The 21,799-nt window shown below is 67.3% G+C and carries 24 protein-coding genes; 11 read left to right on the forward strand and 13 right to left on the reverse strand.

What is annotated here, in order from left to right; translation table 11 throughout:
• Window positions 1-209: 209 nt before the first annotated feature.
• The 3 genes from ASF08_RS00170 to ASF08_RS00180 form a co-directional block, all read right to left on the reverse strand.
• A complete protein-coding gene (locus ASF08_RS00170) occupies window positions 210-809 on the reverse strand; it encodes a hypothetical protein (protein WP_056139807.1) in 600 nt (199 codons plus the stop codon).
• A gap of 112 nt (window positions 810-921) precedes the next feature.
• Window positions 922-1,527 (reverse strand): hypothetical protein, encoded by a 606-nt coding sequence (locus tag ASF08_RS00175; RefSeq protein ID WP_056139809.1) that lies wholly within the window; start codon window positions 1,525-1,527, stop codon window positions 922-924.
• Between the two features lie 143 nt (window positions 1,528-1,670).
• Window positions 1,671-2,531 carry a universal stress protein gene (locus ASF08_RS00180; protein ID WP_056139812.1) on the reverse strand — a complete coding sequence of 287 codons (861 nt, stop codon included), beginning with the start codon at window positions 2,529-2,531 and terminating at the stop codon, window positions 1,671-1,673.
• Window positions 2,532-2,900: 369 nt separating this feature from the next.
• Between ASF08_RS00180 and ASF08_RS00185 the strand changes: the two genes are divergently transcribed.
• Window positions 2,901-3,602, forward strand: coding sequence for a DUF4142 domain-containing protein (locus tag ASF08_RS00185; protein WP_026176209.1), 702 nt, complete (start codon window positions 2,901-2,903; stop codon window positions 3,600-3,602).
• Window positions 3,603-3,770: 168 nt separating this feature from the next.
• On the opposite strand, the gene ASF08_RS00190 is transcribed toward ASF08_RS00185, so the two are convergent.
• From ASF08_RS00190 to ASF08_RS00200, 3 genes are all read right to left on the reverse strand, one after another.
• Complete coding sequence (locus tag ASF08_RS00190) at window positions 3,771-4,442, reverse strand: carbonic anhydrase (protein WP_026176208.1); 672 nt, start codon at window positions 4,440-4,442, stop codon at window positions 3,771-3,773.
• 144 nt (window positions 4,443-4,586) lie between these two features.
• On the reverse strand, window positions 4,587-5,147 hold the full coding sequence (locus tag ASF08_RS00195; protein WP_082472992.1) for an NUDIX hydrolase: 561 nt from the start codon (window positions 5,145-5,147) through the stop codon (window positions 4,587-4,589).
• Window positions 5,148-5,156: 9 nt separating this feature from the next.
• The gene (locus ASF08_RS00200; RefSeq protein ID WP_056139815.1) at window positions 5,157-5,909 is read right to left on the reverse strand and encodes a DUF429 domain-containing protein; all 753 of its coding nucleotides are present in this window, start codon (window positions 5,907-5,909) and stop codon (window positions 5,157-5,159) included.
• A 123-nt stretch (window positions 5,910-6,032) separates the two neighbouring features.
• Between ASF08_RS00200 and ASF08_RS00205 the strand changes: the two genes are divergently transcribed.
• The 3 genes from ASF08_RS00205 to ASF08_RS00215 all read left to right on the forward strand — a co-directional run bounded on the left by ASF08_RS00205 (window position 6,033) and on the right by ASF08_RS00215 (window position 7,804).
• Window positions 6,033-6,431 (forward strand): DUF3775 domain-containing protein, encoded by a 399-nt coding sequence (locus ASF08_RS00205; protein WP_018045395.1) that lies wholly within the window; start codon window positions 6,033-6,035, stop codon window positions 6,429-6,431.
• Window positions 6,432-6,667: 236 nt separating this feature from the next.
• Window positions 6,668-7,345 carry a transglutaminase-like cysteine peptidase gene (locus ASF08_RS00210; protein WP_056139818.1) on the forward strand — a complete coding sequence of 226 codons (678 nt, stop codon included), beginning with the start codon at window positions 6,668-6,670 and terminating at the stop codon, window positions 7,343-7,345.
• Window positions 7,346-7,459: 114 nt separating this feature from the next.
• Window positions 7,460-7,804: a hypothetical protein gene (locus ASF08_RS00215; protein WP_056139821.1), complete on the forward strand. Its 345-nt coding sequence runs from the start codon at window positions 7,460-7,462 to the stop codon at window positions 7,802-7,804.
• 7 nt (window positions 7,805-7,811) lie between these two features.
• Here ASF08_RS00215 and ASF08_RS00220 read toward each other — a convergent pair whose 3' ends face one another.
• Window positions 7,812-10,007 carry a putative bifunctional diguanylate cyclase/phosphodiesterase gene (locus tag ASF08_RS00220; RefSeq protein WP_244474407.1) on the reverse strand — a complete coding sequence of 732 codons (2,196 nt, stop codon included), beginning with the start codon at window positions 10,005-10,007 and terminating at the stop codon, window positions 7,812-7,814.
• A gap of 451 nt (window positions 10,008-10,458) precedes the next feature.
• On the opposite strand from ASF08_RS00220, the gene ASF08_RS00225 reads away from it, so the two are divergent.
• From ASF08_RS00225 to dut, 3 genes are all read left to right on the forward strand, one after another.
• A complete protein-coding gene (locus ASF08_RS00225) occupies window positions 10,459-10,674 on the forward strand; it encodes a hypothetical protein (RefSeq protein WP_018045391.1) in 216 nt (71 codons plus the stop codon).
• 106 nt (window positions 10,675-10,780) lie between these two features.
• Window positions 10,781-11,668 (forward strand): HpcH/HpaI aldolase/citrate lyase family protein, encoded by an 888-nt coding sequence (locus tag ASF08_RS00230; RefSeq protein WP_056139828.1) that lies wholly within the window; start codon window positions 10,781-10,783, stop codon window positions 11,666-11,668.
• Window positions 11,665-12,171 (forward strand): dUTP diphosphatase, encoded by a 507-nt coding sequence (gene dut / locus ASF08_RS00235; RefSeq protein ID WP_056139831.1) that lies wholly within the window; start codon window positions 11,665-11,667, stop codon window positions 12,169-12,171. Before ASF08_RS00230 ends, dut begins: the two co-directional genes overlap by 4 nt.
• A 149-nt stretch (window positions 12,172-12,320) precedes the next feature.
• Here dut and ASF08_RS00240 read toward each other — a convergent pair whose 3' ends face one another.
• Window positions 12,321-13,316 carry an aldo/keto reductase gene (locus ASF08_RS00240; RefSeq protein ID WP_056139834.1) on the reverse strand — a complete coding sequence of 332 codons (996 nt, stop codon included), beginning with the start codon at window positions 13,314-13,316 and terminating at the stop codon, window positions 12,321-12,323.
• A gap of 97 nt (window positions 13,317-13,413) precedes the next feature.
• Here ASF08_RS00240 and ASF08_RS00245 point away from each other — a divergent pair, with 97 nt between their 5' ends.
• Together ASF08_RS00245 and ASF08_RS00250 are read left to right on the forward strand one after the other, a co-directional pair.
• Window positions 13,414-14,307, forward strand: a complete 894-nt coding sequence (locus tag ASF08_RS00245) for a LysR family transcriptional regulator (RefSeq protein ID WP_056139837.1) — start codon at window positions 13,414-13,416, stop codon at window positions 14,305-14,307.
• Between the two features lie 276 nt (window positions 14,308-14,583).
• The gene (locus ASF08_RS00250) at window positions 14,584-15,645 is read left to right on the forward strand and encodes an HD-GYP domain-containing protein (protein WP_018045386.1); all 1,062 of its coding nucleotides are present in this window, start codon (window positions 14,584-14,586) and stop codon (window positions 15,643-15,645) included.
• A gap of 13 nt (window positions 15,646-15,658) precedes the next feature.
• On the opposite strand, the gene fabI is transcribed toward ASF08_RS00250, so the two are convergent.
• The 4 genes from fabI to fabA all read right to left on the reverse strand — a co-directional run bounded on the left by fabI (window position 15,659) and on the right by fabA (window position 18,751).
• Window positions 15,659-16,486, reverse strand: a complete 828-nt coding sequence (gene fabI, locus ASF08_RS00255; protein ID WP_056139840.1) for an enoyl-ACP reductase FabI — start codon at window positions 16,484-16,486, stop codon at window positions 15,659-15,661.
• A gap of 152 nt (window positions 16,487-16,638) precedes the next feature.
• On the reverse strand, window positions 16,639-16,761 hold the full coding sequence (locus ASF08_RS25950) for a hypothetical protein (RefSeq protein ID WP_018045384.1): 123 nt from the start codon (window positions 16,759-16,761) through the stop codon (window positions 16,639-16,641).
• Window positions 16,762-16,871: 110 nt separating this feature from the next.
• The gene (gene fabB / locus ASF08_RS00260) at window positions 16,872-18,098 is read right to left on the reverse strand and encodes a beta-ketoacyl-ACP synthase I (RefSeq protein ID WP_056139843.1); all 1,227 of its coding nucleotides are present in this window, start codon (window positions 18,096-18,098) and stop codon (window positions 16,872-16,874) included.
• Between the two features lie 101 nt (window positions 18,099-18,199).
• Window positions 18,200-18,751 carry a 3-hydroxyacyl-[acyl-carrier-protein] dehydratase FabA gene (gene fabA / locus ASF08_RS00265; RefSeq protein ID WP_056139846.1) on the reverse strand — a complete coding sequence of 184 codons (552 nt, stop codon included), beginning with the start codon at window positions 18,749-18,751 and terminating at the stop codon, window positions 18,200-18,202.
• Between the two features lie 353 nt (window positions 18,752-19,104).
• On the opposite strand from fabA, the gene irr reads away from it, so the two are divergent.
• Window positions 19,105-19,611, forward strand: coding sequence for a Fur family transcriptional regulator Irr (gene irr, locus ASF08_RS00270; protein ID WP_018045381.1), 507 nt, complete (start codon window positions 19,105-19,107; stop codon window positions 19,609-19,611).
• 168 nt (window positions 19,612-19,779) lie between these two features.
• Here the strand turns inward: irr and ASF08_RS00275 are convergent, their stop codons facing one another.
• The gene (locus tag ASF08_RS00275) at window positions 19,780-20,355 is read right to left on the reverse strand and encodes an SH3 domain-containing protein (protein ID WP_056139848.1); all 576 of its coding nucleotides are present in this window, start codon (window positions 20,353-20,355) and stop codon (window positions 19,780-19,782) included.
• 265 nt (window positions 20,356-20,620) lie between these two features.
• On the opposite strand from ASF08_RS00275, the gene ASF08_RS00280 reads away from it, so the two are divergent.
• Window positions 20,621-21,625, forward strand: a complete 1,005-nt coding sequence (locus tag ASF08_RS00280) for a 2-hydroxyacid dehydrogenase (RefSeq protein WP_018045379.1) — start codon at window positions 20,621-20,623, stop codon at window positions 21,623-21,625.
• Window positions 21,626-21,799: the final 174 nt, after the last annotated feature.

A 21,799-nucleotide genomic window follows, 5' to 3' on the forward strand; every position in this document is an offset into this window, starting at 1 on the left:
ATGAGCGGTGGCGTCTCGGTCCCTGCTCCCATCCGCGACCTCATCCTGAGGCGCCGGAGCGAAGTGAAGGCCTCGAAGGAGATCTCCAGATGTCGCTGTGCGTTCCGGAGGGCTCCTTCGAGGCCGCTTTGCGGCACCTCAAGATGAGGTGTCTGGGCGGGGAATGCGGCCGACGAGGCTTGTGAATGGCTTCGTCGACGTTGCCTCATTCACATCGACGGGACGGTGCCGTTGCGGCCGACGATGAGGATCACGGCGGTGGGCTTGCCGTCCGTGCCTTTCTTGGTGAAGGCCACGACCTTCGCGCCGTCGACGACGATGGACTTGTCACCCGGATCGACCAGGGTCACCGGCACGTCGTCCGGAACATTCACCTTCTTCTCACCGCCCTGGTACTTGACCAGCAGGGTCCGCCCCTCGGTGCCGGAGATGGTGCCGATGGCGCCGTTGGTCATGGTGGAGTTGGAGCCGAGATCCCACGGGTAATGACCGTCCGCCGTGCCACGCAGGGAGGAGGCGAAGACGGTGACCTGGAGCGCCTTCTGCGAACCGTCCGGCTGCGGGATCGCCGCGGTGCCGATGTAGCTGTCGGGCTTGATGTCGGTGATCTTGCCGGTGGAGGCCGCCAGCACCTTCACGTCGGGTGCCATGCTGACCGTCAGTGCCTCGCCGACGCGCGGCTTGATCGTCACGGCCGCGCCGTCGACCTTCTCGATGGTGCCGCGATAGCGCGTGATGTCGTCGGCCTGGGCGGCGGTGGCCGTCACGGCGAGGGTCAGGGTGAGCGTCGTCAGGAAGGATTTCAGCATGGCGGTTCCTCGATGGTTCGGCGTCGTTGTGGTCGGGGCGGAGTGATAGAATCCGGCCCCGGTGCCGGGGCTGCGCCGCCGCCCCGGAAGGGTGTGTTCGCGGGGCTGCCGCCTACATGGGCGGGACGGTGCCGTTCTCGCCGACGATCATCCTGTCGGCGACCATCGTGCCGGCGGCATCCGCCTTGGTGATCGCCACCACGCGGGCGCCGACCTTGATGACGGATGTGTCGGAGGGGTTGAGGGAGACGATCGGCACGTCCTCGGGGACCGTGATGGTCTTCTCGCCGCCCTTGTAGGTCACGGTGATCGTGCGGCCGGTCGTGCCCGCGAGGGCGCCCACGGCGCCGTTCGTCATCGTGTTCTCCTTCTCGAGGTCCCACGGATAATGGCCGTCGCCCGTGCCGCGCATGCTCGGGGCGAAGACGGCGACTTCGAGGGCCTTGAGGGTGCCATCGGCCTGGGGCGTCGCGGCTGTGCCGACGTAGCTGTCGGGCTTGATGTCGCCGATCTCGGCCTTGCTGGCGGCGGCCACCCTCATCGCATCGGCGAACTTCACCGAGACGGCCTGACCGATGCGGGGCTTGATCGTGACGTGATCGGCCGCGACGGATTCGATCGTTCCGCGCACGCGGACCAGTGGAGAATCGGCCAGGACGGGCAGGCCGGAGGACAGGCCGACGCACAGGGTGGCGGCCGCGATGATCCGTCGTGTCATGGAATGCCTTGCGCTGGAGCGATCCCGGCTGTCGGGACCCTCGCCGGACGCTTCCGCCTGCACGGCGGGAAGCGCTCGGACAACGCGCGATGTGGCATCGGGTTCGTATGCGCACAAATCAATTGCGCGCTATCGTGGGTCTGTCAGTGGGCCATCAGCATCGGCATGGTGGCATGGGCCAGCACGTGGCTGGTGGCGCCTCCGAAGATCATCTGGCGCAGGCGGCTCTGGGTATAGGCACCCTTGATCAGGAGATCGCAGCCGAATTCCTGCGCCTCGTTGAGGAAGACCTCGCCGGGTGTGCGCCGGCCTTCGGTGAAGGCCTTGTGGTCCGCGAAGATGCCTTCGCAGGCGAGCGCTCTGGCCAGATCCTCCGCGCTCGGCCCAGGTACCATGCCGCCCTCCGCGCTGACGACGCGGATACGCGAGGCCTTGCGCAGGAAGGGCATGGCGAAGGCCACGGCCCGCGCGGTCTCGCTCGACCCGTTCCAGGCGATCAGGATCGCCTCGCCGAGGCTCGTCGGAGGAGTGGGGGGCGCCAGCAGGATCGGCCGGCCGCTCTCGAACAGGGCCGTCTCGAACGTGGTCATGCGCGGGGCGCCATCCCCGGACCCGGGCCGGCCCACCACGGTGGCGGTGAACAGGCGGGCGTAATGTCCGAGGAAGGCGTCGCCCGCCGGCACGTCCGGGCGCCAGCGGTAGCGGGTTCCGGCGGCGGCCACGAATTCGGGGGTGCACGGCCCTTCCGTGGCGACGGGAATGCCGGCGCCGGCGAGGAAATCGACGAAGCGCTTGCCGGCATCCTCGGCCTCGGCCTTGTCGGCCTCCTCGTCGCGCAGCCACGTCATGCCGCCGACCATGTCCACCGGAACGTATTCGGCGAGGGCCGGACGCAGGGACACACCCTCGATCAGGCTGCCGAAGCGGCGTCCCACCAGGAGCGTGGTCGCGAAGACGGAGGGCAGCGCGTCATGGAGCGCCACCGGAACGAGCAGGGTCTTCATCGCCGGGAGCCTCCATCCACATCATCGCCGCCGACGGGCAGGCTAGTGCGGTTTCGCGTTCCCGAAAACTCCGGCTCGTCGTCAACCCACGCTTTTCTGCGGCCTTCGCGGGTCACGCCGTGAATCCGTGCCTACGACGAGCCGGCGAGGCTAAAACGACAGGTGAAGCTTGGCTATAGAGCCGTGCCGATCATCGCCGTGATCCGGCCGATATCAGTAGAATGGCCCGCATTACGATGACATTCTTCGGGAACCCAATGGAGGGGCTGTCGTTGTCCGGCAAACGTGGCGTTGTCGGATACGCCGATCCGCAGAGATGTGGTCCGGTCCGCCGCCTTTGCGTTTTCAAGATCATATCCAGAGGTCAGAATCATGAATAAGTACGTTGCGCTGTCCGCCATTGCCGTCGTCATGGCGACCCCCGCCGCCGCCCAGACCATGTCCGGCGATTTCCGGCTCCAGGCGATGCAGGCCAATGCGTTCGAGGTCCAGTCGAGCCAGATCGCGCTGTCGAAGAGCCGCAATCCGCAGGTCATCCGCTTCGCCCGTGACGCCGTGCGTGACCACCGGGCCGCGAACGTGGCCCTGGCCGGCGGCGAGCGGACCTATGCCGGCAACGGTGGTCCCGGCGGCCTGATCGGCGCGCCCTTGGCGATTGCCGGCGGCGCGGTGGGCGCGGCCACGGGTGCCGCCACGGGCGTCGTGGCCGGTACGCTCAGCGGCGGCCCTGTCGGCGCCGTCGAGGGGATCGGCAGCGGCGCGAGCCGTGGCGCCGCCGCCGGCAGCCAGGCCTTCAACGGCGATGTCGACACCACCGCCGGCACCACCATGGTCCCGGTCGATCCGCAGCAGCAGGCCATGCTCTCCGAGCTCGCCGCCGCTCCGGCCGGCCCGCGCTTCGACCGTCTCTACGGCCAGATCCAGGTGCGGTCGCACGAGGCGGCCATCGGCATGTACCAGTCCTACGCCCAGACCGGCACGAACCCGGCCCTGCGCGCCCATGCCGAACAGGCGCTGCCGGTGCTCCAGCAGCATTACCAGATGGCGCAGCGCCTCCCCGGCGCCCGCTAAGGGGTTGAAACCCACCGCCGGTCGATGGGCCGGCGGTGGAACGGATGCACGAAAAATCGCCGGGCCGATGAGGCCCGGCGTTATGTTTTTGCGTGCATCTCACCGGATCGGGTGATGGCCCCCGTATCCGGCAGGATACGGGGGCTCAGGATATGTGGGCCGATGCGATCAGACTTCGCTGCTGTGCATCAGGGAGGCCGGGGTCATCGTCTTTCCGCCGCCATCGACGGCGGGCTCGAAATCACCCGTCTCGGGATTGCGCAGGAGAAGCTCGCCATGGGCGATGCCGAAATGTGCGCCGTGGAGCGCCAGACGCCCATCGGCGACGCGCTCGCGCACGAAGGGGAACGTCATCAGGTTCTCGAGGCTCTGCGCCACGGTGGCGTATTCGAGGCGCGTCAGGTGGTCCGGTCCCTTCTGCACCTTGAGCTTCTCCTCGGCGCCCTTCACCAGGGAGACCCATTTGCCGATGAAGTCGCTCGTCGAGAGCGGGCCTGGCGGGTTTGCGTAGGCCTTGATGCCGCCGCAGGTGGCGTGGCCCAGAACGACAATGTGCTTCACTTCCAGGGCCTGGACGGCGAACTCGATGGCCGCCGAGGTGCCGTGATACTCGCCGCCCTCCTCGAAGGGGGGAACGAGGTTGGCCACGTTGCGGATGATGAAGAGTTCGCCCGGTCCGGTATCGAAGATGACTTCCGGCGAAACGCGGCTGTCACAGCAGCCGATCAGCAAGACTTCCGGGCTCTGCCCTTGTGCCAGGGCGGCGTAGCGTTTGGCCTCGTGGGACAAGCGTCCATCGAGGAACGACCGGTATCCTGAGGTCAGCTTTTGTGGGAACATGCGTTTTCCTTCCTTGAGCGTTGTTGTTGGGGGTCGCCGTGACAACCCGGTTCTCGACATTCAGCCTCGACTAGCGAGACCTGTGCCGTATCTGGTTCCGAGGCCCTATCTGGCCCAGTCTCGGGCCGGTGGCCCAGTGCGGGGTCACACCTGATGCCAGGTCAGGGTGACGGGCGGCTCGGGCCGCTCGCCCGACGCGATGCGTCTGGCCAGGCGAGCGAGGCCCGCGGGCTCGATCCGCTCACCGCTGGCCTCCAACTCGTCGAGCGTCCACCAGCGCGTGCCGAGGACCGTGCTGTCCTCGGTCTCGGCGAGGCGGCTGGTATCGACCTCGTCGCTGGGCAGACGCACGACGAAATAGCGTTCGCGGGCATCACGCGGCTTCGGGAACAGAAAGAACGGACCGTCGCAGGCAGCGACCTGCGGCCCGATCTCGGCATCGAAAACCCCGATTTCCTCGCCGAGTTCCCGAAGGCAGGCTTGCGCGTGGCTTTCGCCGGGCTCCAGCCCGCCACCGGGCATGAACCAGAAGGTCCGCTCCTCCGGCCTCGATGGATCGATGGGGCGTTGCGCCTCGTAGGCGATCAGGAGCAGCCGGTCCTGCGGGTCGAAGACGAGGGCACGGGCGACGTGGCGCAGGGGAGGCGCACCGGACCCTTGGCTGGACTCAGGTTCGGGGGGCTGGGTCGACGAGGGACGAATCATGACGACGGTCTAGCAGGGAATCGGACCCTCGCCAGCAGGCGCCCAGATCACCACGGGCAGGCCGTGACGGTCGCGTCCCGGCGGGTCGGGCATCGGGATGGCGCGTCCGAGGACGATGTCGCGGGCGACGACCAGGGCGGCGAGGGCGTCGAGGTGATCGTCGGCCCCCACGCCCGCCGATCTGCCTGCGTCCACCAGCATCGCGGGTAGACCGGCTCTTCGCAGGAGCGCGCGGCGCTCCTTCAGCCCTTCCCGACGCCCCGGCCCCTTCTTGGCCGATGCCAGCGGACGGTCGCCGTTGAGGCGGCGGAACGCCACTTCCGGGTGAACCTCGTGAACCCGCTCGCGCAGCGGCGGCCGCGCCAGTAGCAGGTCATCCACCTCGCGGATGTAGCGGGTGATGTTCCAGCACTGGATCGAGGGTGCGAAGGGAGGGACGCTGGCGGCGCGGGAGAGCGCCTTGGCCTCCTCGTAGCTGCCGGCATGGACCGCTGCCCGTGGCGGCACCGGGAAGACGCTGGATCGCCCGCCAGCGAGATAGGCCCTGGCCGCGCGGTCGGCGACCCGGCCGCCGCCCTCGACGCGGTCGGGCAGGCCGATCGGGACGTCGATCCCGACGCAGACCGGGGATTCCGGCCCGTCCAAGATATCGGAGACGCGGGCAAAGCGCCCGGCGCGGTAGCGGCCGGGATCGTCGAGATCGAGGAGGGCTCCGGCCCAGGCGCCGCGGCAGCCGTCGAGTCCGGCGATCCAGCGCGTCATGCGAGCCCCGCGAACCGCGACGGCTCTGGCGGGTTGATGCTGCTCACGGACGGCCGGCTTCGAGGGCCGTCCCGTCGCACCGGATAACGCCGCCGCCGGCGGCACGCTTCACAGGATCGTTCCATGGACATCGCCGTCGACAAGGTCACCGAGATCATCCTCCGGGTCAGGGCGCTCGACGTGAAGGAGGGTGCCACCGACCCCGATTCGGGCTCCAACCCGATCGATGACGGCTCCACCGACGTGCTCACGTCGGGCACCGACGATGCCACGGAATCGGAGGTCCGTTCGATGATCTCCGGCCTCAACGACGACGAGCGGGCCAATCTCCTCGCCCTTCTCTATGTCGGGCGCGGCGACATGGAGGCGGAGGAATGGGGTGAGGCCGTGCGCTTCGCCCGCGAACGCGAGGCGGTGGGCGAGGGCGCGCTGCACGAGATCATGGCCTCGCCCGATGCGGGTGATCTCCTCGACGAAGGGCTCGCCGCCCTCGGGATCAGCCAGGACGTCTCGGAGGCTTGAGACCGGACGGTGGTGAGCCGGCCTCATCACCATCCGCCCGCGTGGTGGCTCGTGTCCCCGCCGAACCCGTCGTAGTCGGCTGGTGCGGTTCGGCGTGGCGCCGGGGCAACGATCTCCCGTTTCCGCAATCATGCCCCGAAATCCACAGCGTTAACCTTTTATTAACCCGACGATTGCCGATCCAACGTGGCCGTGAGACGTTCGTTAACAACAGATTAACGAGACGAGCGGCGGCCATGCGGATCGCGATTTCGAAGTTCCACGATGCGGTGCACGCCCTCAAGCGCGGCATCGGTGGTTTGGGTCTGCTCTCCGGTCTGGCGGTCGCGTCCCTCGCCGCCATGCCGAACCTCGCCTCCGCTCAGACCCTGGCCTCGCTCCCCAGCGTGGCGAGCACCATCTCCACCACCGGTGCCGCCCGCCCGATCAGCGCTTGGGTTACCTTCTGCGAGACCTACGCCTCCGAATGCGCGGTGAATGTCTCGGAGCCCGCGACGATCAGCCTGACGCCGGGCGTCTGGAACACCATCGTCTCGGTGAACCGCCGCGTGAACAAGTCCATCCGTGCCGTCACCGACATGGACCAGCTCGGCATGGCCGACCGCTGGGATCTGGCCGAATCCGGTGCCGGCGATTGCGAGGATTTCCAGCTCCTGAAGCGCAAGCTCCTCGCCGAGGCCGGCCTGCCGCGCCGGGCCATGCGGATGACGGTGGTCATCGACGAGAAGGGGGAGGGTCATGCCGTCCTCACCCTGATCACCGACCGGGGCGACCTCATCCTCGACAACAAGACCAACAGCGTGCTGCCCTGGCGCCAGACCGGCTACACTTTCATCAAACGCGAGAGCCAGAATGCCATGGCCTGGGTGTCCCTCGGCCGTGCCGCGTCGCCGGTGACCACAGCCAACCGCTAGGAGCGGGATTCGCTGGGACGAGCCGTCCCGGAGGGAGATCGCATCAAAGGCGATACATTAGCGACTTGTTAAGCGCGTGCGGGTGAGGGTTGCCGGGTTCGGGAATCCCTCGCCATGACGAAGCTGAGCCGCTCGCCCGCAGCCTTGCTGCTGGCCGCCATCCTGCCCCTGTGCTGCACGGCCCCCGCCTCGGCCCTGAATTCCGACGTCGGTGCCCTGCACGCCTCCTGGCGCGGATGCCTGCATCGGAATTTCGACTTGCAGGCACTCGTGACGAGCCGGACGCTGGCCGTCGAGTCGGCCGTGAAATCCTGCCGTGCCAGCGAAGCGGCTTATCTCGCCGCCCTGTCGACGTCCCCCCTGGTGGATGACGAGGACGTATCCCGGGTCCGTCCGGCCCTGATCCAGCGCGCCAAGGGCTGGCTTCTCCAGAAGGCGAGCGGCACGCGCCCGCTCTGACGCCTCGTCAGGCCGCCCTGGGACCCCGCCTGCCTTCGACCCGCCCGCCCATGACCAGGGCGGCCAGCGCCTCGGCGGTCATGGCCCGGCCGTAGAGATAGCCCTGGCCCTCGCGGCAGCCCATGATGCGCAGCATCGTGTCCTGCTCGATCGTCTCGATTCCCTCCGCGATGACATCCAGGCCGAAGCTCTGAGCCATGCCGAGCACGGCCCGGACGATCTCCGCGTCGTGCCGATCCGTGAGGATGTCCCGCACGAAGCCGCGGTCGATCTTCAGGCGCGTCAGCGGGAAACGCTTGAGCGAACTCAGCGAGGCATAGCCCGTGCCGAAATCGTCGAAGGCGATGGAGACGCCGTGCCGATGGAGCTCGCGCAACGGGTCCAGCAGGAAATCGTCGGTCTGAAGGGCGATCCGCTCCGTCACCTCGATTTCGAGCAGGCTCGGCGGCAAGGCGTGGCGTTCCAGGGCGCCGATCACCTCGCGAGCCAGCCGTCCCGTCCTGAGATGAGCCCCGAACAGGTTCACGGCGACCCGCAAGGGAGGCAGGCCGAGGGCGCGCCAGAGCGCGGATTGCCGGCAGGCATCGTCGACGATCCATCGGCCGATGGAGGCGGCGAGGGGATGGGCTTCGAGGGCGTCGATGAAGGCGGCCGGCAAGAGCAGGCCGCGGGTGGGATGCTGCCACCTCAGCAGGGCCTCGGCGCCGATGACCTGTCCCGAATCCAGCTCCACCTGCGGCTGGTAGTGCAGCACCAGTTCGGCACGCTCCACCGCTCGGGTCAGCTCGTCGTGGAGCGTCCGTCGGGCGACCACCGCATTGCGCATGGATTGTTCGAACAGGCGAAAGCAGCGCCGTCCGTCACGCTTGGCCTGGTAGAGGGCCAGATCCGCATCGGCGATCAGCTCGTCCCGGACGGTTCCCGGCCCGCCTATCGCCGCGCCGATGCTGAGACCCACATGGAAGACGTGCCCTGCCACCGGGAACGGGGTCTGGAACGCCTCCAGGATCTGCGCGGCCAGGGCCCCCGCATCGAGCGGGCTGCCCCGGCCCGGCAGGAGCAGCGCGAACTCGTCCCCGCCGAACCGGGCCACCGTGATCTGGGCGGTGACCCAGGACGACAGCCGAACCGCCACGGCCTGGAGCAGCACGTCCCCGACGGCGTGGCCCAGGCTGTCGTTGACCTCCTTGAAGCCGTCGAGATCGAGCAGCATCACCGTGGCGTACTGGTCCGTCGTAAGGCTGGCGTCCAGGCGCTCGTCGAAGAGGGCGCGGTTGGTGAGGCCGGTCAGCTTGTCGTGGTGGGCGAGTTGAACCAGCTTGGCGTCGCGGGCGCGCCACTCGCTGATGTCGCGGATGACGGCGCCCATCCCGATCCCGCCGGGTCCCTGCCAGATCGACATCGAGAACTCGATCGGGAACGTGCGACCGTCGCGGTGCAGCGCTGTCAGCTCGATGGTGCGGCCGGCGAGGTGTGACGCCCCCCCGGAGGCGATCCGGCGAAGCCCCGCTTTGTGGGCGGCGCGGAGCGGCTCGGGAATGATGATCTCAGCGGGCCGGCCGACCATCCCGCCCGCGCCATGGCCGAACAAGGCCTCGGCCGAGGGATTGCAGAAGGTGATCGTGCCCGTCCCGTCCACCACGAGCAGGGCATATTCGGCGGCCTGAGCGAAGCCGATCGCCGCCGCGTTGGCCAGTTGCGCCCGTCGAATCTCCAGCCGGTCCATGACGAGGCCGGCGAAAGCGGCGAGCTTCGACCGCTCGGCATCGTCGAAACCGTCGCGCGGTTTCGTGTCGAGAACGCAGAGCGAGCCGATGCAATGCCCCTCGGCCGTGATCAGAGGCGCGCCGGCATGGAACCTGACGCCCGGCAGGTCGCGGAAGAGGAGCCCCTCGTCGTCCGCGTTTACCACCACGATCCCGGACTGCGTGAGGACGCGCTCGCAGGGCTGGCCGTGTCGCGGAAGGCGGTGAAGATCGACGCCGATCCGGGCCACGAGCCACGAGACCTCGTCGTCCACGAGGGAAACCCAAGCCATCGGCATGCCGAGGCTCGCCGCCGTCACCGCGACGATGCGTTCGAGGCCGGCATCCGGGGCGGCGCCGATCACGTGGCAGGAGCGCAGAGCGGTCAGACGCTCGGCGTCGTCCGTGGGGGCCGTTCGGTCGTCGGTTCCGGCGGATGCCGATGGTGAAGGAATCATGGAATCGGCACCGAACATGAGCGGTTTCGATGGGGATACTCTGTCAAATGCTAACAGACCGTGCCGCAAGGGCTCGCAGGTATCGATGTCGTTGGTGTGTTCGAGATACCGCTTTCATGGGGCGAAGGCAGGACGATCGGCCGTCTTCGGATGAACAGGTCAACAATCCTGACGGATATTGCGGAACCTCTTGGGAGGCGGTCGACGATACCTCAAACATCAGATGTGGCTACGGTTCCACCCACGGGCCGACTTGAGGCGACATTGGTCACGTGCGTCGTTTTTCAGACCGAGAGACGTCTGGGTAAATGCTGCGCGATGATCAATCAAATATCCGAAATCCTATTAAAATCTCTTAACCATGTCGAAAAGTCACCGCAAACCAAACCTTTGATAATGGCTTGATGTATATCTATCGTTCCATCAGATTTCGATCCGACGGAGGTCAATCATGGCGCATTCGATCTACGTGAGGAAGATCGGCGAGGGCTGCGAGAGTTCCTGGAAGACTCTGGCCCATGCAATCCAGACCCGGAGCGAGGCGGTCATGCTCGCCCGGAGACTGGCATCGTCCTATCCGGAATCGGGTGCGGATCCCTTCAAGCGGGTGTTCTGGTTCCGCGACCGGACCGGGCTGCACGAGATCCGGGCCTCCCCCGAAAGCTAATTCCGGATCGCTCTTCCTGTGCGGTGAGAGCTTGAAACGGGAGGGGGGCGGCGGTATCGCCGGGCGGCCGGTGCATCGAGCCACGGCGTCAGGAGATCGCCGCGCCATGACCGAGATCCGTCCGCGTCGCAGCGTCCTTGCCATGCCCGGCTCCAATCCACGGGTACTGGAGAAGGCGCGCGGCCTTCCCACCGACGTCGTGATGATCGATCTGGAGGATGGCGTCGCCCCCGAAATGAAGGCGGAGGGACGGGACGCCGTCGCCGCCACGGTGGCTTCCCGGCCCTACGGGCGGCGCGAGGTCGTGGTCCGCATCAACGGCCTCGACACGCCATGGGGGGAGGCCGATCTCGCGCGCATCGCCCCTGCCGGGCCGGACGCGATCGTGATCCCGAAGGTCTCCGGACCCGATGCCCTCGTGGCGGTCGGCTCGCGCCTGCGCCGCCTCGGCGCGCCGGACCATACCCGCGTCTGGGCGATGATCGAGACGCCGTTGGCGATCCTCCACATCGCCGAGATCGCCAGCGCCGCCCGCGACGTGGATACGCGCCTGTCGTGCCTGCTCGTCGGGCCGAACGACCTCGCCAAGTCCAGCCGGGTCCGGCTCGGAATGCCGGGCCGTCCGGCCCTGATGCCGTGGCTGATGAACGTGGTCATGGCAGCCCGAGCCTACGAGGTCGACGTGATCGACGGCATCTACAATGCCTTTCGCGATGAGAGCGGGTTCAGGGCCGAGTGCGAGCAGGGCCGCGACAGCGGCTTCGACGGCAAGATGCTGATCCATCCCGGCCAGATCGCCACCGCCAACGAGCTGTTCGGTCCCTCGGAGGCCGAGATCGAGGAGGCGCGGGCGATCATCGCCGTCTTCGCCGAGCCGGAGAACCGGACGCGCGGGGCCATCGCCTTTCGTGGCCGGATGATCGAGCGGCTCCATGCCGTGGAGGCGTCCCGGATCGTCGCCCTCGCCGACGCCATCGCGGCACGGGCGGCGTGAGCGGCGCGCCTCCGACTGCTCCCCCGGCGGTCGATCTGCGAATCCGCGACCCGAGATTGCGGGAATGGGGCTTTCCGCGCTGGGGCTCGGCGGCGGCGGCGGGACTCGACCTCCATGCCTGCCTCGACGAGCCCGTGACCCTGGCGCCGCAGGCCCCCGCAATCCTGATCCCGGCGGGGTTCAGTGTGCTGATCCGGGATCCGGACTGGTGCGGCCTCGTCTTCCCGCGCTCCGGCCTCGGTCACCGCGAAGGGCTGGTGCTGGGCAACGGGACCGGCGTCATCGATGCGGATTACGAGGGGCCGCTCATGATCTCGGCCTGGAACCGCAACGCCGACCCGGCCGCGACGATCGTCATCCGCCCCGGCGACAGGATCGCGCAACTGGTCTTCACCCGCGTGACGCGGCCGGCCTTCACCATCGTCGACGCCCCTGATCTCGACGAACCCGGCCCGCAATCCGGGCGCGGGCAGGGCGGCTTCGGATCGACGGGCCGACGCTAGCCGCGACACGGCGGGCGCGCCGCGCCCGACCATGCTGAGCGATCCGTGTACGCCATAACCCTCTGAAGCCGCCGAAATGTGGACCCCGGGGGCGTACCGGGGCAAGACACGACCGTCAGTGGCGTGTCCAACCACCTGCTGGCTGTAACTCAGCCATCGACCAAGGCCAGTGCGTTAGCCGTATAGCGGCCGCCGCTGATCGCGTCCTTCGGCATCGACCGCTCGATCGCAGAAGCGTCTTCGCTGGACAGCGTCACCGCCACTGCGGCCGCGTTCTCTTCGAGGTGCCTGATTTTGCGTGCGCCGGGAATGGGCACGATGAAATCACCCTGATGCAGGATCCACGCGAGCGCGAGTTGCGCGGGCGTGATGCCCTTCTCGGTGGCCATCGTTTCGAGGACATGGAGCAGCGGCCGGTTCGCGGAAAGATTCGCCGCCTCGAACCGCGGCAGCGTGCGACGAAAATCATCCGCGCCTAGGCTCTCGCGGTCCCGGATGGACCCGGTCAGCAGGCCGCGTCCGAGCGGGCTGTAGGGGACGAAGCCGATGCCGAGTTCCCTGCAGGTCGGCAAGACCTCCGCTTCGGGCTCCCGGCTCCACAGCGAGTATTCACTCTGCACCGCCGCGATGGGATGCACGGCGTGCGCACGCCGAATGGTGGCAGCGCTGGCTTCCGACAATCCGAGCGCCCGCACCTTGCCGGCCCGCACGAGATCCGCCATGGCGCCGACGGTTTCCTCAATGGGCACGGCGGGGTCGACGCGGTGCTGATAGAAGAGATCGATCACGTCGACGCCGAGGCGCTTCAGCGAGGCCTCGCAGACGGCGCGGACATGCTCCGGCCGGCTGTCGAGGCCGATCATCCGCTCCGTCCCGCTCCCCTGGTCGCTGATCTTGAAGCCGAACTTGGTGGCGATCACGACGCGCTCGCGCATCCCCTTGATCGCCCGGCCGACGAGTTCCTCGTTTTCGTAAGGACCGTACACCTCCGCCGTGTCGAGGAAGGTGACGCCGAGTTCGATGGCTCGGTGAAGGGTGCGGATCGACTCGGCTTCGGGTTGCCCGCCATAGGCGAAGCTCATTCCCATGCAGCCGAGGCCCAATGCCGACACGGCGAGATCCGGTCCAAGATGACGATCGTCCATGGCATCGCTCCTTGTTGAACAGGGCCTCGAATTAGCGGTTGCCGGATTGATCGATAAGCTGCGACAATTTCAACGACCTGTTCTACGATGTTCATCAATGAAGCGGGCCGACCTTCCAGCGCTGTCGATTTTCGCTACGGTTGCCAGGCATGGCAGCTTCCGGGGAGCCGCTCGTGCGGAGGGGATATCGGTCTCGGCGATCAGCCACGCGGTTCGCGGGTTGGAAGAGAGCCTCGGCTTTCGGCTGTTGGACCGCACGACCCGCAGCGTCGCTCCGACGCAAGCCGGTCGCCGTCTTCTCGAAGGCTTGGCCCCGGCGCTCGCCTCGATCGCCGACGCCGTGGAAGTCGCGGGTGAAACCGGCCATCAATTGACGGGCACGATCCGGCTGTCGGTGCCACGCTCTGCGGCCGAACTCGTTCTGTTGCCGCTGGTGCTCGCCTTCACACGTCACCATCCCGGCGCGGCGGTGGACATGCTGGTCGAGGACGGGCTGACCGACATCGTTGCCGGAGGCTTCGACGCCGGCGTGCGGTTCGGCGAGAGTCTTGAGCAGGATATGATCGCTGTCCCGATCGGTCCTCGTCAGCGCGCGGCGGTGGTGGGGTCGTCCGCCTATTTCAAAACGCATCCGATCCCGACGACACCGCACGATCTGGCCGATCATGTCGGTATCCGTCGGCGCTTTGCGGGCGGGGCTTTGTATACCTGGGAGTTCGAGAAGAACGGCGCGACGATGGCGGTCGCGATGCAGGGGCCGATCACGTTGAACGATGACGGATTGATCGTCGATGCGGCCTTGGCGGGTGCGGGTCTCGCTTACGCGTTCGAAGGACAGGTGCTGGCCAACATCAAGTCCGGAGCGTTGGTGCGCGTGTTGGAGGACTGGTGCGATCCCTTCTCCGGCTTCTTTCTCTACTATCCCAGCCGCAAGCTGATGCGGCCCGTGATGCGAGCCTTCATCGATTGCATCCGCAATTCAGCTCGGTGACGGGGAGTGCGCCGGCCGGCCATCGGTGGCTCTTGCGTACCCATCGCGCGCAATACCGCGCCACGGCGGAGAGTCGACACGGCAGGCCGACGGCGAAGTCAGAGAACTGAGGCCCGCTCCTCAGCCGCAATTTCCGTTTATGAGCCTTGTGTCCGGCCTGCCGGCGATGGACCTTGCATCCATCGCGGTCTGGCCCAATTGCGTCCCGTCTTCCGGATCGTCCGGCAGTCGCCGCGGCTTTCGATGGTCGGGAGAGACCGTGTCCTGATGCCTGCCATGCCCGCATCCGTAGAAACGGCTTCGGCCCTCATCGCCATCGTCTGCGCCTCCGCGCCCGTCCATCTCGTCCTGAATCTCCGAAGCCTCGATTGCGCCATCCGGCTCGTCACCGGGGCGAAGGCCGCCGCGAGCGACGAGCTGTTTCACCCGGCCGATCTCATCATCGTGATGCACGATCCCCATAGCGGGATCGATGGTCCGACCGTGATCCGGGACCTGCGCGGTCACGATGGACATGCCCGCACGGCGGTCCTGTTGCTCGGGGCCTCCTCCGCCCTGCGGCGGTCGGGGATCGAGGCCGGTGCCACCGACGTGATGACCGGTCCCATCGATCCCCTCGATCTGCAGATCCGCGTCTGCAACCTGCTCGAACTCGCCCTGGCGCGTCAGGTCCTCCACCGGCAATCGGTCGCGATGTGCCGCGACGTGGACCGGGCGGGCGCCGAGGCGGCCTCGCGGGAGCGGGAGATCATCCGCCGCCTGATGCTGGCCGCCGAGTTCCGCGACGATCAGGCGGGGGATCACCTCACGCGGGTCGCCGGCTGCGCCATCGCCATCGCCGAAGGGCTCGGCCTGTCGGAGGGGGATGCGAACGACATCGCCCTGGCCTCGACGATGCACGACATCGGCAAGATCAGCATCCCCGACAGCATCCTCATGAAGCCGGGGCCTCTCAGCGACAGCGAGCGCGAGGAGATGAAGCACCACGCGATCCGCGGCTACCGCATGCTCTACGACAGCCCCTCGCACCTCCTGCAGCTCGCCTCCGACATCGCCCTGACCCATCACGAGCGCTGGGATGGCGGCGGCTATCCGCAGGGATTGAGCACGACGCAGATCCCGCTCGCGGGCCGCATCGTCGCCGTCGCCGACGTGTTCGACGCCCTGATCTCCGAGCGGGTCTACAAGAAGGCCTGGACCCCGGAGGCCGCGCGCCGGCATCTCGAAGAGCATGCCGGCACCCATTTCGACCCGGATTGCGTGGCCGCCTTCGTGGCCCGCTGGGACGACATCCTCGGGCTGGTGGAAAGCAACCCGCCGGAATCCGCCACCGTGTGAGCCGCCTGGAGGATCAGGCGTCGGCGACGCCGGCCTCGTCCTGTGCCTGGAGCACGTCCGGCCGGGGCATCGAGATGATGTTGTAGCCGGAATCGACGAAATGGACCTCGCCGGTGACGCCGCCGGACAGGTCCGAGAGCAGATAGACGGCCGACCCGCCGACCTCTTCCAGCGTTACCGTGCGCCGCAGGGGGGCGTGGGCGCGCTGGTGATTGAACATCAGGCGCGCATCGGCGATGCCGGCGCCGGCCAGGGTCCGCATCGGGCCCGCCGAGAGGGCGTTGACGCGGATCCCCTCCGGGCCGAGATCGCCGGCGAGATAGCGCACCGACGCCTCCAGTGCGGCCTTGGCGACGCCCATGACGTTGTAGTTCGGCATGATCCGGGTCGAGCCGCCATAAGTGAGCGTCAGCATCGAACCGCCGCGGCGCATGCGCTTGGCCGCCCGCTGCGCGATCTCCGTGAAGGAAAAGCACGAGATCACCATGGTCCGCGAGAAGTTCTCGCGGCTGGTTACGTCGACATAGCGCCCCTTGAGCTGCGCCTTGTCCGAGAAGCCGATGGCGTGGACGACGAAATCGATCCCGTCGGTGAAGCGCTCGTCGACGGTGGCGAACAGCGCGTCCACGCTGGCGATGTCCTCCACGTCGCAGGGGATGACGATGTCGGAGCCGAGGGAGGCGGCGAGCGGCTTGACGCGTCGCCCGAGGGCGTCCCCCTGATAGGTGAACGCGAGTTCCGCGCCGTGGTCATGTAGGGACTTGGCGATGCCCCAGGCGATGGAATGATCGTTGGCGACCCCAAGAATCAGGCCGCGCTTGCCTGCCATCAAACCCGTCATACGTGTCCCCGCATCCATCACGCCGAAGTGTCAGACAGTTCCGGCCATTGCGAGGACGCTTAGCGCGTGCATCGACGAACTGTCCAATCCGGCATCGAACGGATGAGCGGGCAACCGTTCGAGTTGGGCACGCTCAGAGAGACAAGTGGCGATCAAAAATAGCCGCGCGTCTCGTCCAGGGCCGTATCGACGAGCGCCTGTTTAGCCCGGATGCAGGCTGTGGCCACGATACCGAGGCCTGCGAGAGTGCTCAGGGAAATCAGGATCATCACCATCGTGGACTTTCGGCTTCATTCTGGAAACGCGATGTCGAATCCGCGGTTCCGCAAAAAGAAGCCGGCGTCACGCCAGCAAAGCCGAAGTCGATCTCCGAAAGCTTGGCCGTTCAGGCGTCGATATTCTTGAGGACGAGGGTGGAATTGGTTCCGCCGAAGCCGAAGGAATTCGACACGACATGGCCGAGTTGGACGTTGTCGCGGCGCTGCCGGAGGATCGGCATGTCGGCGAAGGCCGGATCGATCTCGTCGATATGCGCGCTCTCGCAGATGAACCCGTTCTGCATCATGAGAAGGGAATAGATCGCCTCGTGTACGCCGGTGGCGCCGAGGGAATGCCCGGTGAGCGACTTGGTGCCCGAGATCGGCGGACAATCGTCGCCGCGGCCGAAAACTTCACGAATCGCCTCGATCTCCTTGAGATCGCCCACCGGCGTCGCGGTGGCATGGGGGTTGATGTAGTCGATCCGGGCGCCCTTCAGCCCTTCCATCGCCTGCCTCATGCAGCGCACGGCGCCTTCACCGGAGGGGGCGACCATGTCGTGGCCGTCCGAGGTGGCGCCGTAGCCGGCGAGCTCGCCGTAGATCCGCGCGCCGCGCGCCTTAGCGTGCTCCAGCTCCTCGAGGACGAGGACGCCGGCGCCGCCCGCGATGACGAACCCGTCGCGGTTGACGTCATAGGCGCGCGAGGCCCGGGCGGGGGTATCGTTGTAGCGCGAGGACATCGCTCCCATCGCGTCGAACAGGACGGAAAGCGTCCAGTCCAGATCCTCGCAGCCGCCGGCGAAGATGATGTCCTGGCGCCCGCTCTGGATCACCTCGCCGGCATTGCCGATGCAGTGGTTGGACGTGGCGCAGGCCGACGAGATCGAATAGTTCACGCCCTTGATCTTGAAGAAGGTCGCCAGCGTCGCCGAAGCCGTCGAGCACATGGCCTTCGGGACGGCGAAGGGACCGACGCGCTTGGGTCCTTTCTCGCGGGCGAGATTGGCGGATTCGACGATCGCCTTCGTCGAAGGGCCGCCGGACCCCATGATGATCCCGGTGCGGTCGTTCGAGACGTCACCCGCCTCGAGGCCGGCATCGCGGATCGCCTGGTCCATGGCGATGTGGTTCCAGGCGGTGCCGCCGCCGTGGAAGCGCATGGCGCGCCGGTCGACGAGGCCCTCGGGGTCGACGCTCGGGCGTCCCTCGACCTGGCTGCGGAAGCCGAGTTCGGCATAGGAGGCCGAGTGGCCGATGCCCGACTTGGCCTCGCGCAGGGAGGCAAGGACTTCCTGGGTGTTGTTGCCGATGGACGAGACGATGCCCATCCCGGTGATCACGACACGCCGCATGGAAACGCTCTTCTCTTTCGCCGAAGCGCCGTCGCACCGACGCGTGTCAGGTAGGATGATGCCGGGGCAATCTCAACCACCGGCGGGCCGGAGGGCTAGCCTTAGGCCTGGAACAGGGCAACCCTCAGATCCTTGGCGTCATAGATCCGGGCGCCGTCCGCTTCCAGCCAGCCATCGGCGATGCCGAGGACGAGCTTGCCCTGGCGCACGCGCTTGATGTCGATGCCGTAGACGACCTTGCGCACGGTCGGCAGCACTTGGTCGCTGAACTTCACCTCGCCGACGCCGAGCGCCCGGCCCCGGCCCGGCGCGCCGAGCCAGCCGAGATGAAAGCCCACGAGCTGCCAGAGCGCGTCGAGGCCGAGGCAGCCCGGCATCACCGGATCGTTCTTGAAATGGCAGCCGAAGAACCAGAGGTCCGGCCGCACGTCGAATTCCGCCAGGACATGGCCCTTGCCGTAGGCGCCGCCCTCGGTCCCGATCGAGGTGATGCGGTCGAACATCAGCATCGGCGGCAGGGGGAGCTGCGCGTTGCCGGCGCCGAACAGTTCGCCACGGCCGCAGGCCAGCAACTCCTCATGGGAGTAGTGGGAGGCGCGGGGAACGGTCTGTTCTGAGCCGGCGGCGGCGGGCGATTCGGAATCGGAAGACATGATCGGTGTGTCGGTCCTTGGTGGAGGGCGCGTTCGAAACGCCGGACATCGCCCACGAACGCCGGAACGGTCGTGGCCATCGCGGGTCCACGACATCGTCCGAACCCGCGAGCGGCGCTTCGTTAACACACCGCCTGAGCGGCACAAAACACCTCGTCTCCATATGAGTCGAAGGACGAGCCGCGAAGTTGGTCGCAAGGCTGGTTGCCTGCCCTGTTGAATGGAATGACTTTAAACAAGCTGCATGTTCACACTGCGTAGCTACTCAGCACCGGCTTGGGTTGCGACGAGGGGGGAGGTTCGTATAGAGTTGTCTTGTATTTTGTTGGTTCCGTGAGATGTCAGTACCGCCGATGTCCAATCCGCTGCCGCTGCAGGCCATGCTGAACGCACGTGGCGCTTCCCTCGATATCGCTTCGGTCGCGGGGCGCCGGGGATGCCCCCTGTCCGACCTGCGCGACCGTCTGCGCCGCTCCGGCCTCCGCCCGACCCGTCAGCGCCTGTCGCTGGGCTGGCTGCTGTTCGGGCGTGGCGACCGCCACCTGACGGCGGAAATGCTCTACGACGAGGCCATGCGCGCCAAGGTGCCGGTCTCGCTCGCCACGGTCTACAACACCCTGCACCAGTTCACCGAGGCCGGGCTTCTGCGCCAGCTGGCCCTCGACGGGTCCAAGGCCTATTTCGACACCAACCCGAGCGAGCACCACCACTTCTTCCTCGAAGACGAGGGGCAGGTTCTGGACATGCCCGATTGCGGCATCACCGTCGATTCGCTGCCCGATGCCCCCGAGGGCATGGAAATCGCCGGCGTCGAGGTCATCGTCCGCCTGCGTCGCCGACACGGTGCTCGCCAGTCCTGAGAGAGGCTTCTTTCGCTTCTCACTCCGTGAAAAAGGCCCGGCTGAGCCGGGCCTTTTTCATGTGGCGCTACCGATGCTACCGGGCTCGGAGCGCCTCACGACACTCCCGATCACGGTCGGTTCTCGCTCCGAGCGTGACGGCGCACGGCGGGAACTTGTGGGAGACACTCAGTCGATCTTCTCGTTCGGGTAGACGCCCCAGAGCCGGTCCTGGCGGATGTACCCGTCCACGTCGCCGCTCCTCTGGGGGAGCGCGACGATCACCCGGCACCAGCTTCCGGTGCAGCTCTTCACGTTGCCGATGACGCCGGGCTGGAGCTTGGCCTCCACGCCCGACCCCTCTTCCGCCCGTGAATGGAGCGGGATCGCGGCGTCGCCGCCCCTGGCCGCCATGACGATGGACGTGCGCCGGCCGGAGAGGAGGGAGTGGAGCACCCAGCCTTCGGTCCCCTCGGAATCGCGGATGCGCCGCCAGGTCTCGAACTCGGCGACGATCTCGATGGGAAGGCCGGCCCGCTGGAACACCCACAGCGTTCGGTGGTCCTTCGACGGACCCTCGCGCAGGTTGACCCGATCGGTCTTGAGGCTCGCATAACGCGGCAGGGGCAGGCCCGTGGCCGGGCCGCGATTCGCGTCCGACGCGCCTCCCGCCGCCGGGGCGGCCAGCGCCGGGGAGAGCGGCGCCACGAGGGAGGCGGCCGCCGTCAGGCACGTGAAGAACAGAAGTCCAGGCAGGCGCGTCATCGGTCTTCCCAAAGGTTCACGATCGTCATGGCCACGATCGCCATCGTCAATCCTCGTCTAGCGATCCCTCGCGCGCGATGTTTCGGGCGCGGGGGCACGTTGTGTTCCGTGCCCTCTCTGGTAGAGAAGCCTCAAGAACCGGCAGCCGAGGCGTCGGGGCTATGGGACCTGTCTGGCCGATGCGTGGTTAATGCCGGGTCAAGCCTCGGCATGAACCGTCGCTCCCGGCAGCGGCCGGCCTGGCAGAAACGTTCGCGGAGGGTGCATGTCGTCGTTGAAGCGCAAGCCACTCGTTGTGGTCACGCGTCGCCTCCCCGAGGTGGTCGAGGCGCGCATGCGCGAGTTGTTCGATATCCGCCTCAATCCCGACGACGCGCCGATGGGCAGCGAGGCTCTGGCCGCCGCGTTGCGCGAGGCCGACGTGCTCGTTCCCACCGTTACCGACAGGATCGATTCCGGTCTCCTCGCCCAGGCCGGGCCGAACCTTCGCCTGATCGCGAATTTCGGCAACGGCGTCGACCACATCGACGTGGCGGGGGCCCTGGAGCGGGGCATCACCGTCACCAACACCCCCGGCGTCCTCACCGAGGACACCGCCGACATGACCATGGCCCTGATCCTCGCCGTGGCCCGCCGCGTGGCGGAGGGGGCGCGCATCATCCCGGACGACAATTGGGACGCGGGCTGGTCCCCCACCTGGATGCTCGGCCGCCGCATCACCGGCAAGCGCCTGGGCATCGTCGGCATGGGCCGGATCGGCCAGGCGCTGGCGCGCCGAGCCAAGGCGTTCGGCCTGCAGATCCACTATCACAACCGGCGCAAGGTGCCGGTGCAGATCGAGCGCGAACTCGACGCGACCTATTGGGAATCCCTCGACCAGATGCTGGCGCGGGTGGACATCGTGTCGGTGAACTGCCCGCACACGCCGGCGACCTATCACCTGCTCTCGGCCCGCCGCCTCAAGCTGCTCAAGCCGGAGGCGATCGTCGTGAACACGGCTCGCGGTGAAGTGATCGACGAGAACGCCCTTGCGCGCCTGATCGAGGCGGGCGAGATTTCGGCGGCCGGCCTCGACGTGTTCGAGCAGGAACCCGCCGTGAGCCCCCGCCTCGTCAAGCTCGCCCGGTCCGGCAAGGTCGTTCTCCTGCCGCATATGGGGTCGGCCACCCACGAGAGCCGCACCGATATGGGCGAGAAGGTCATCATCAACATCAAGACCTTCATGGACGGACACCGTCCACCGGACCGGATCCTGCCGAGCATGCTCTGACGGCCGGCAGTCGGCCCCGGGGGGGGTAGATTCCGGCGTCGGGCACGGGTGAGGTTTGCACGGTGCTTGCAGGGCCGTCGATCTATGTGCACTCGCATACCGAGGCCGTAGGAACGGCGTCATGTTCGATACGTTGACCGGCGCCGATAGGGATCGTCGGTTGTCGCGTATCGG

It is taken from the genome of Methylobacterium sp. Leaf85 (assembly GCF_001422125.1).
GTDB lineage: Bacteria > Pseudomonadota > Alphaproteobacteria > Rhizobiales > Beijerinckiaceae > Methylobacterium > Methylobacterium bullatum.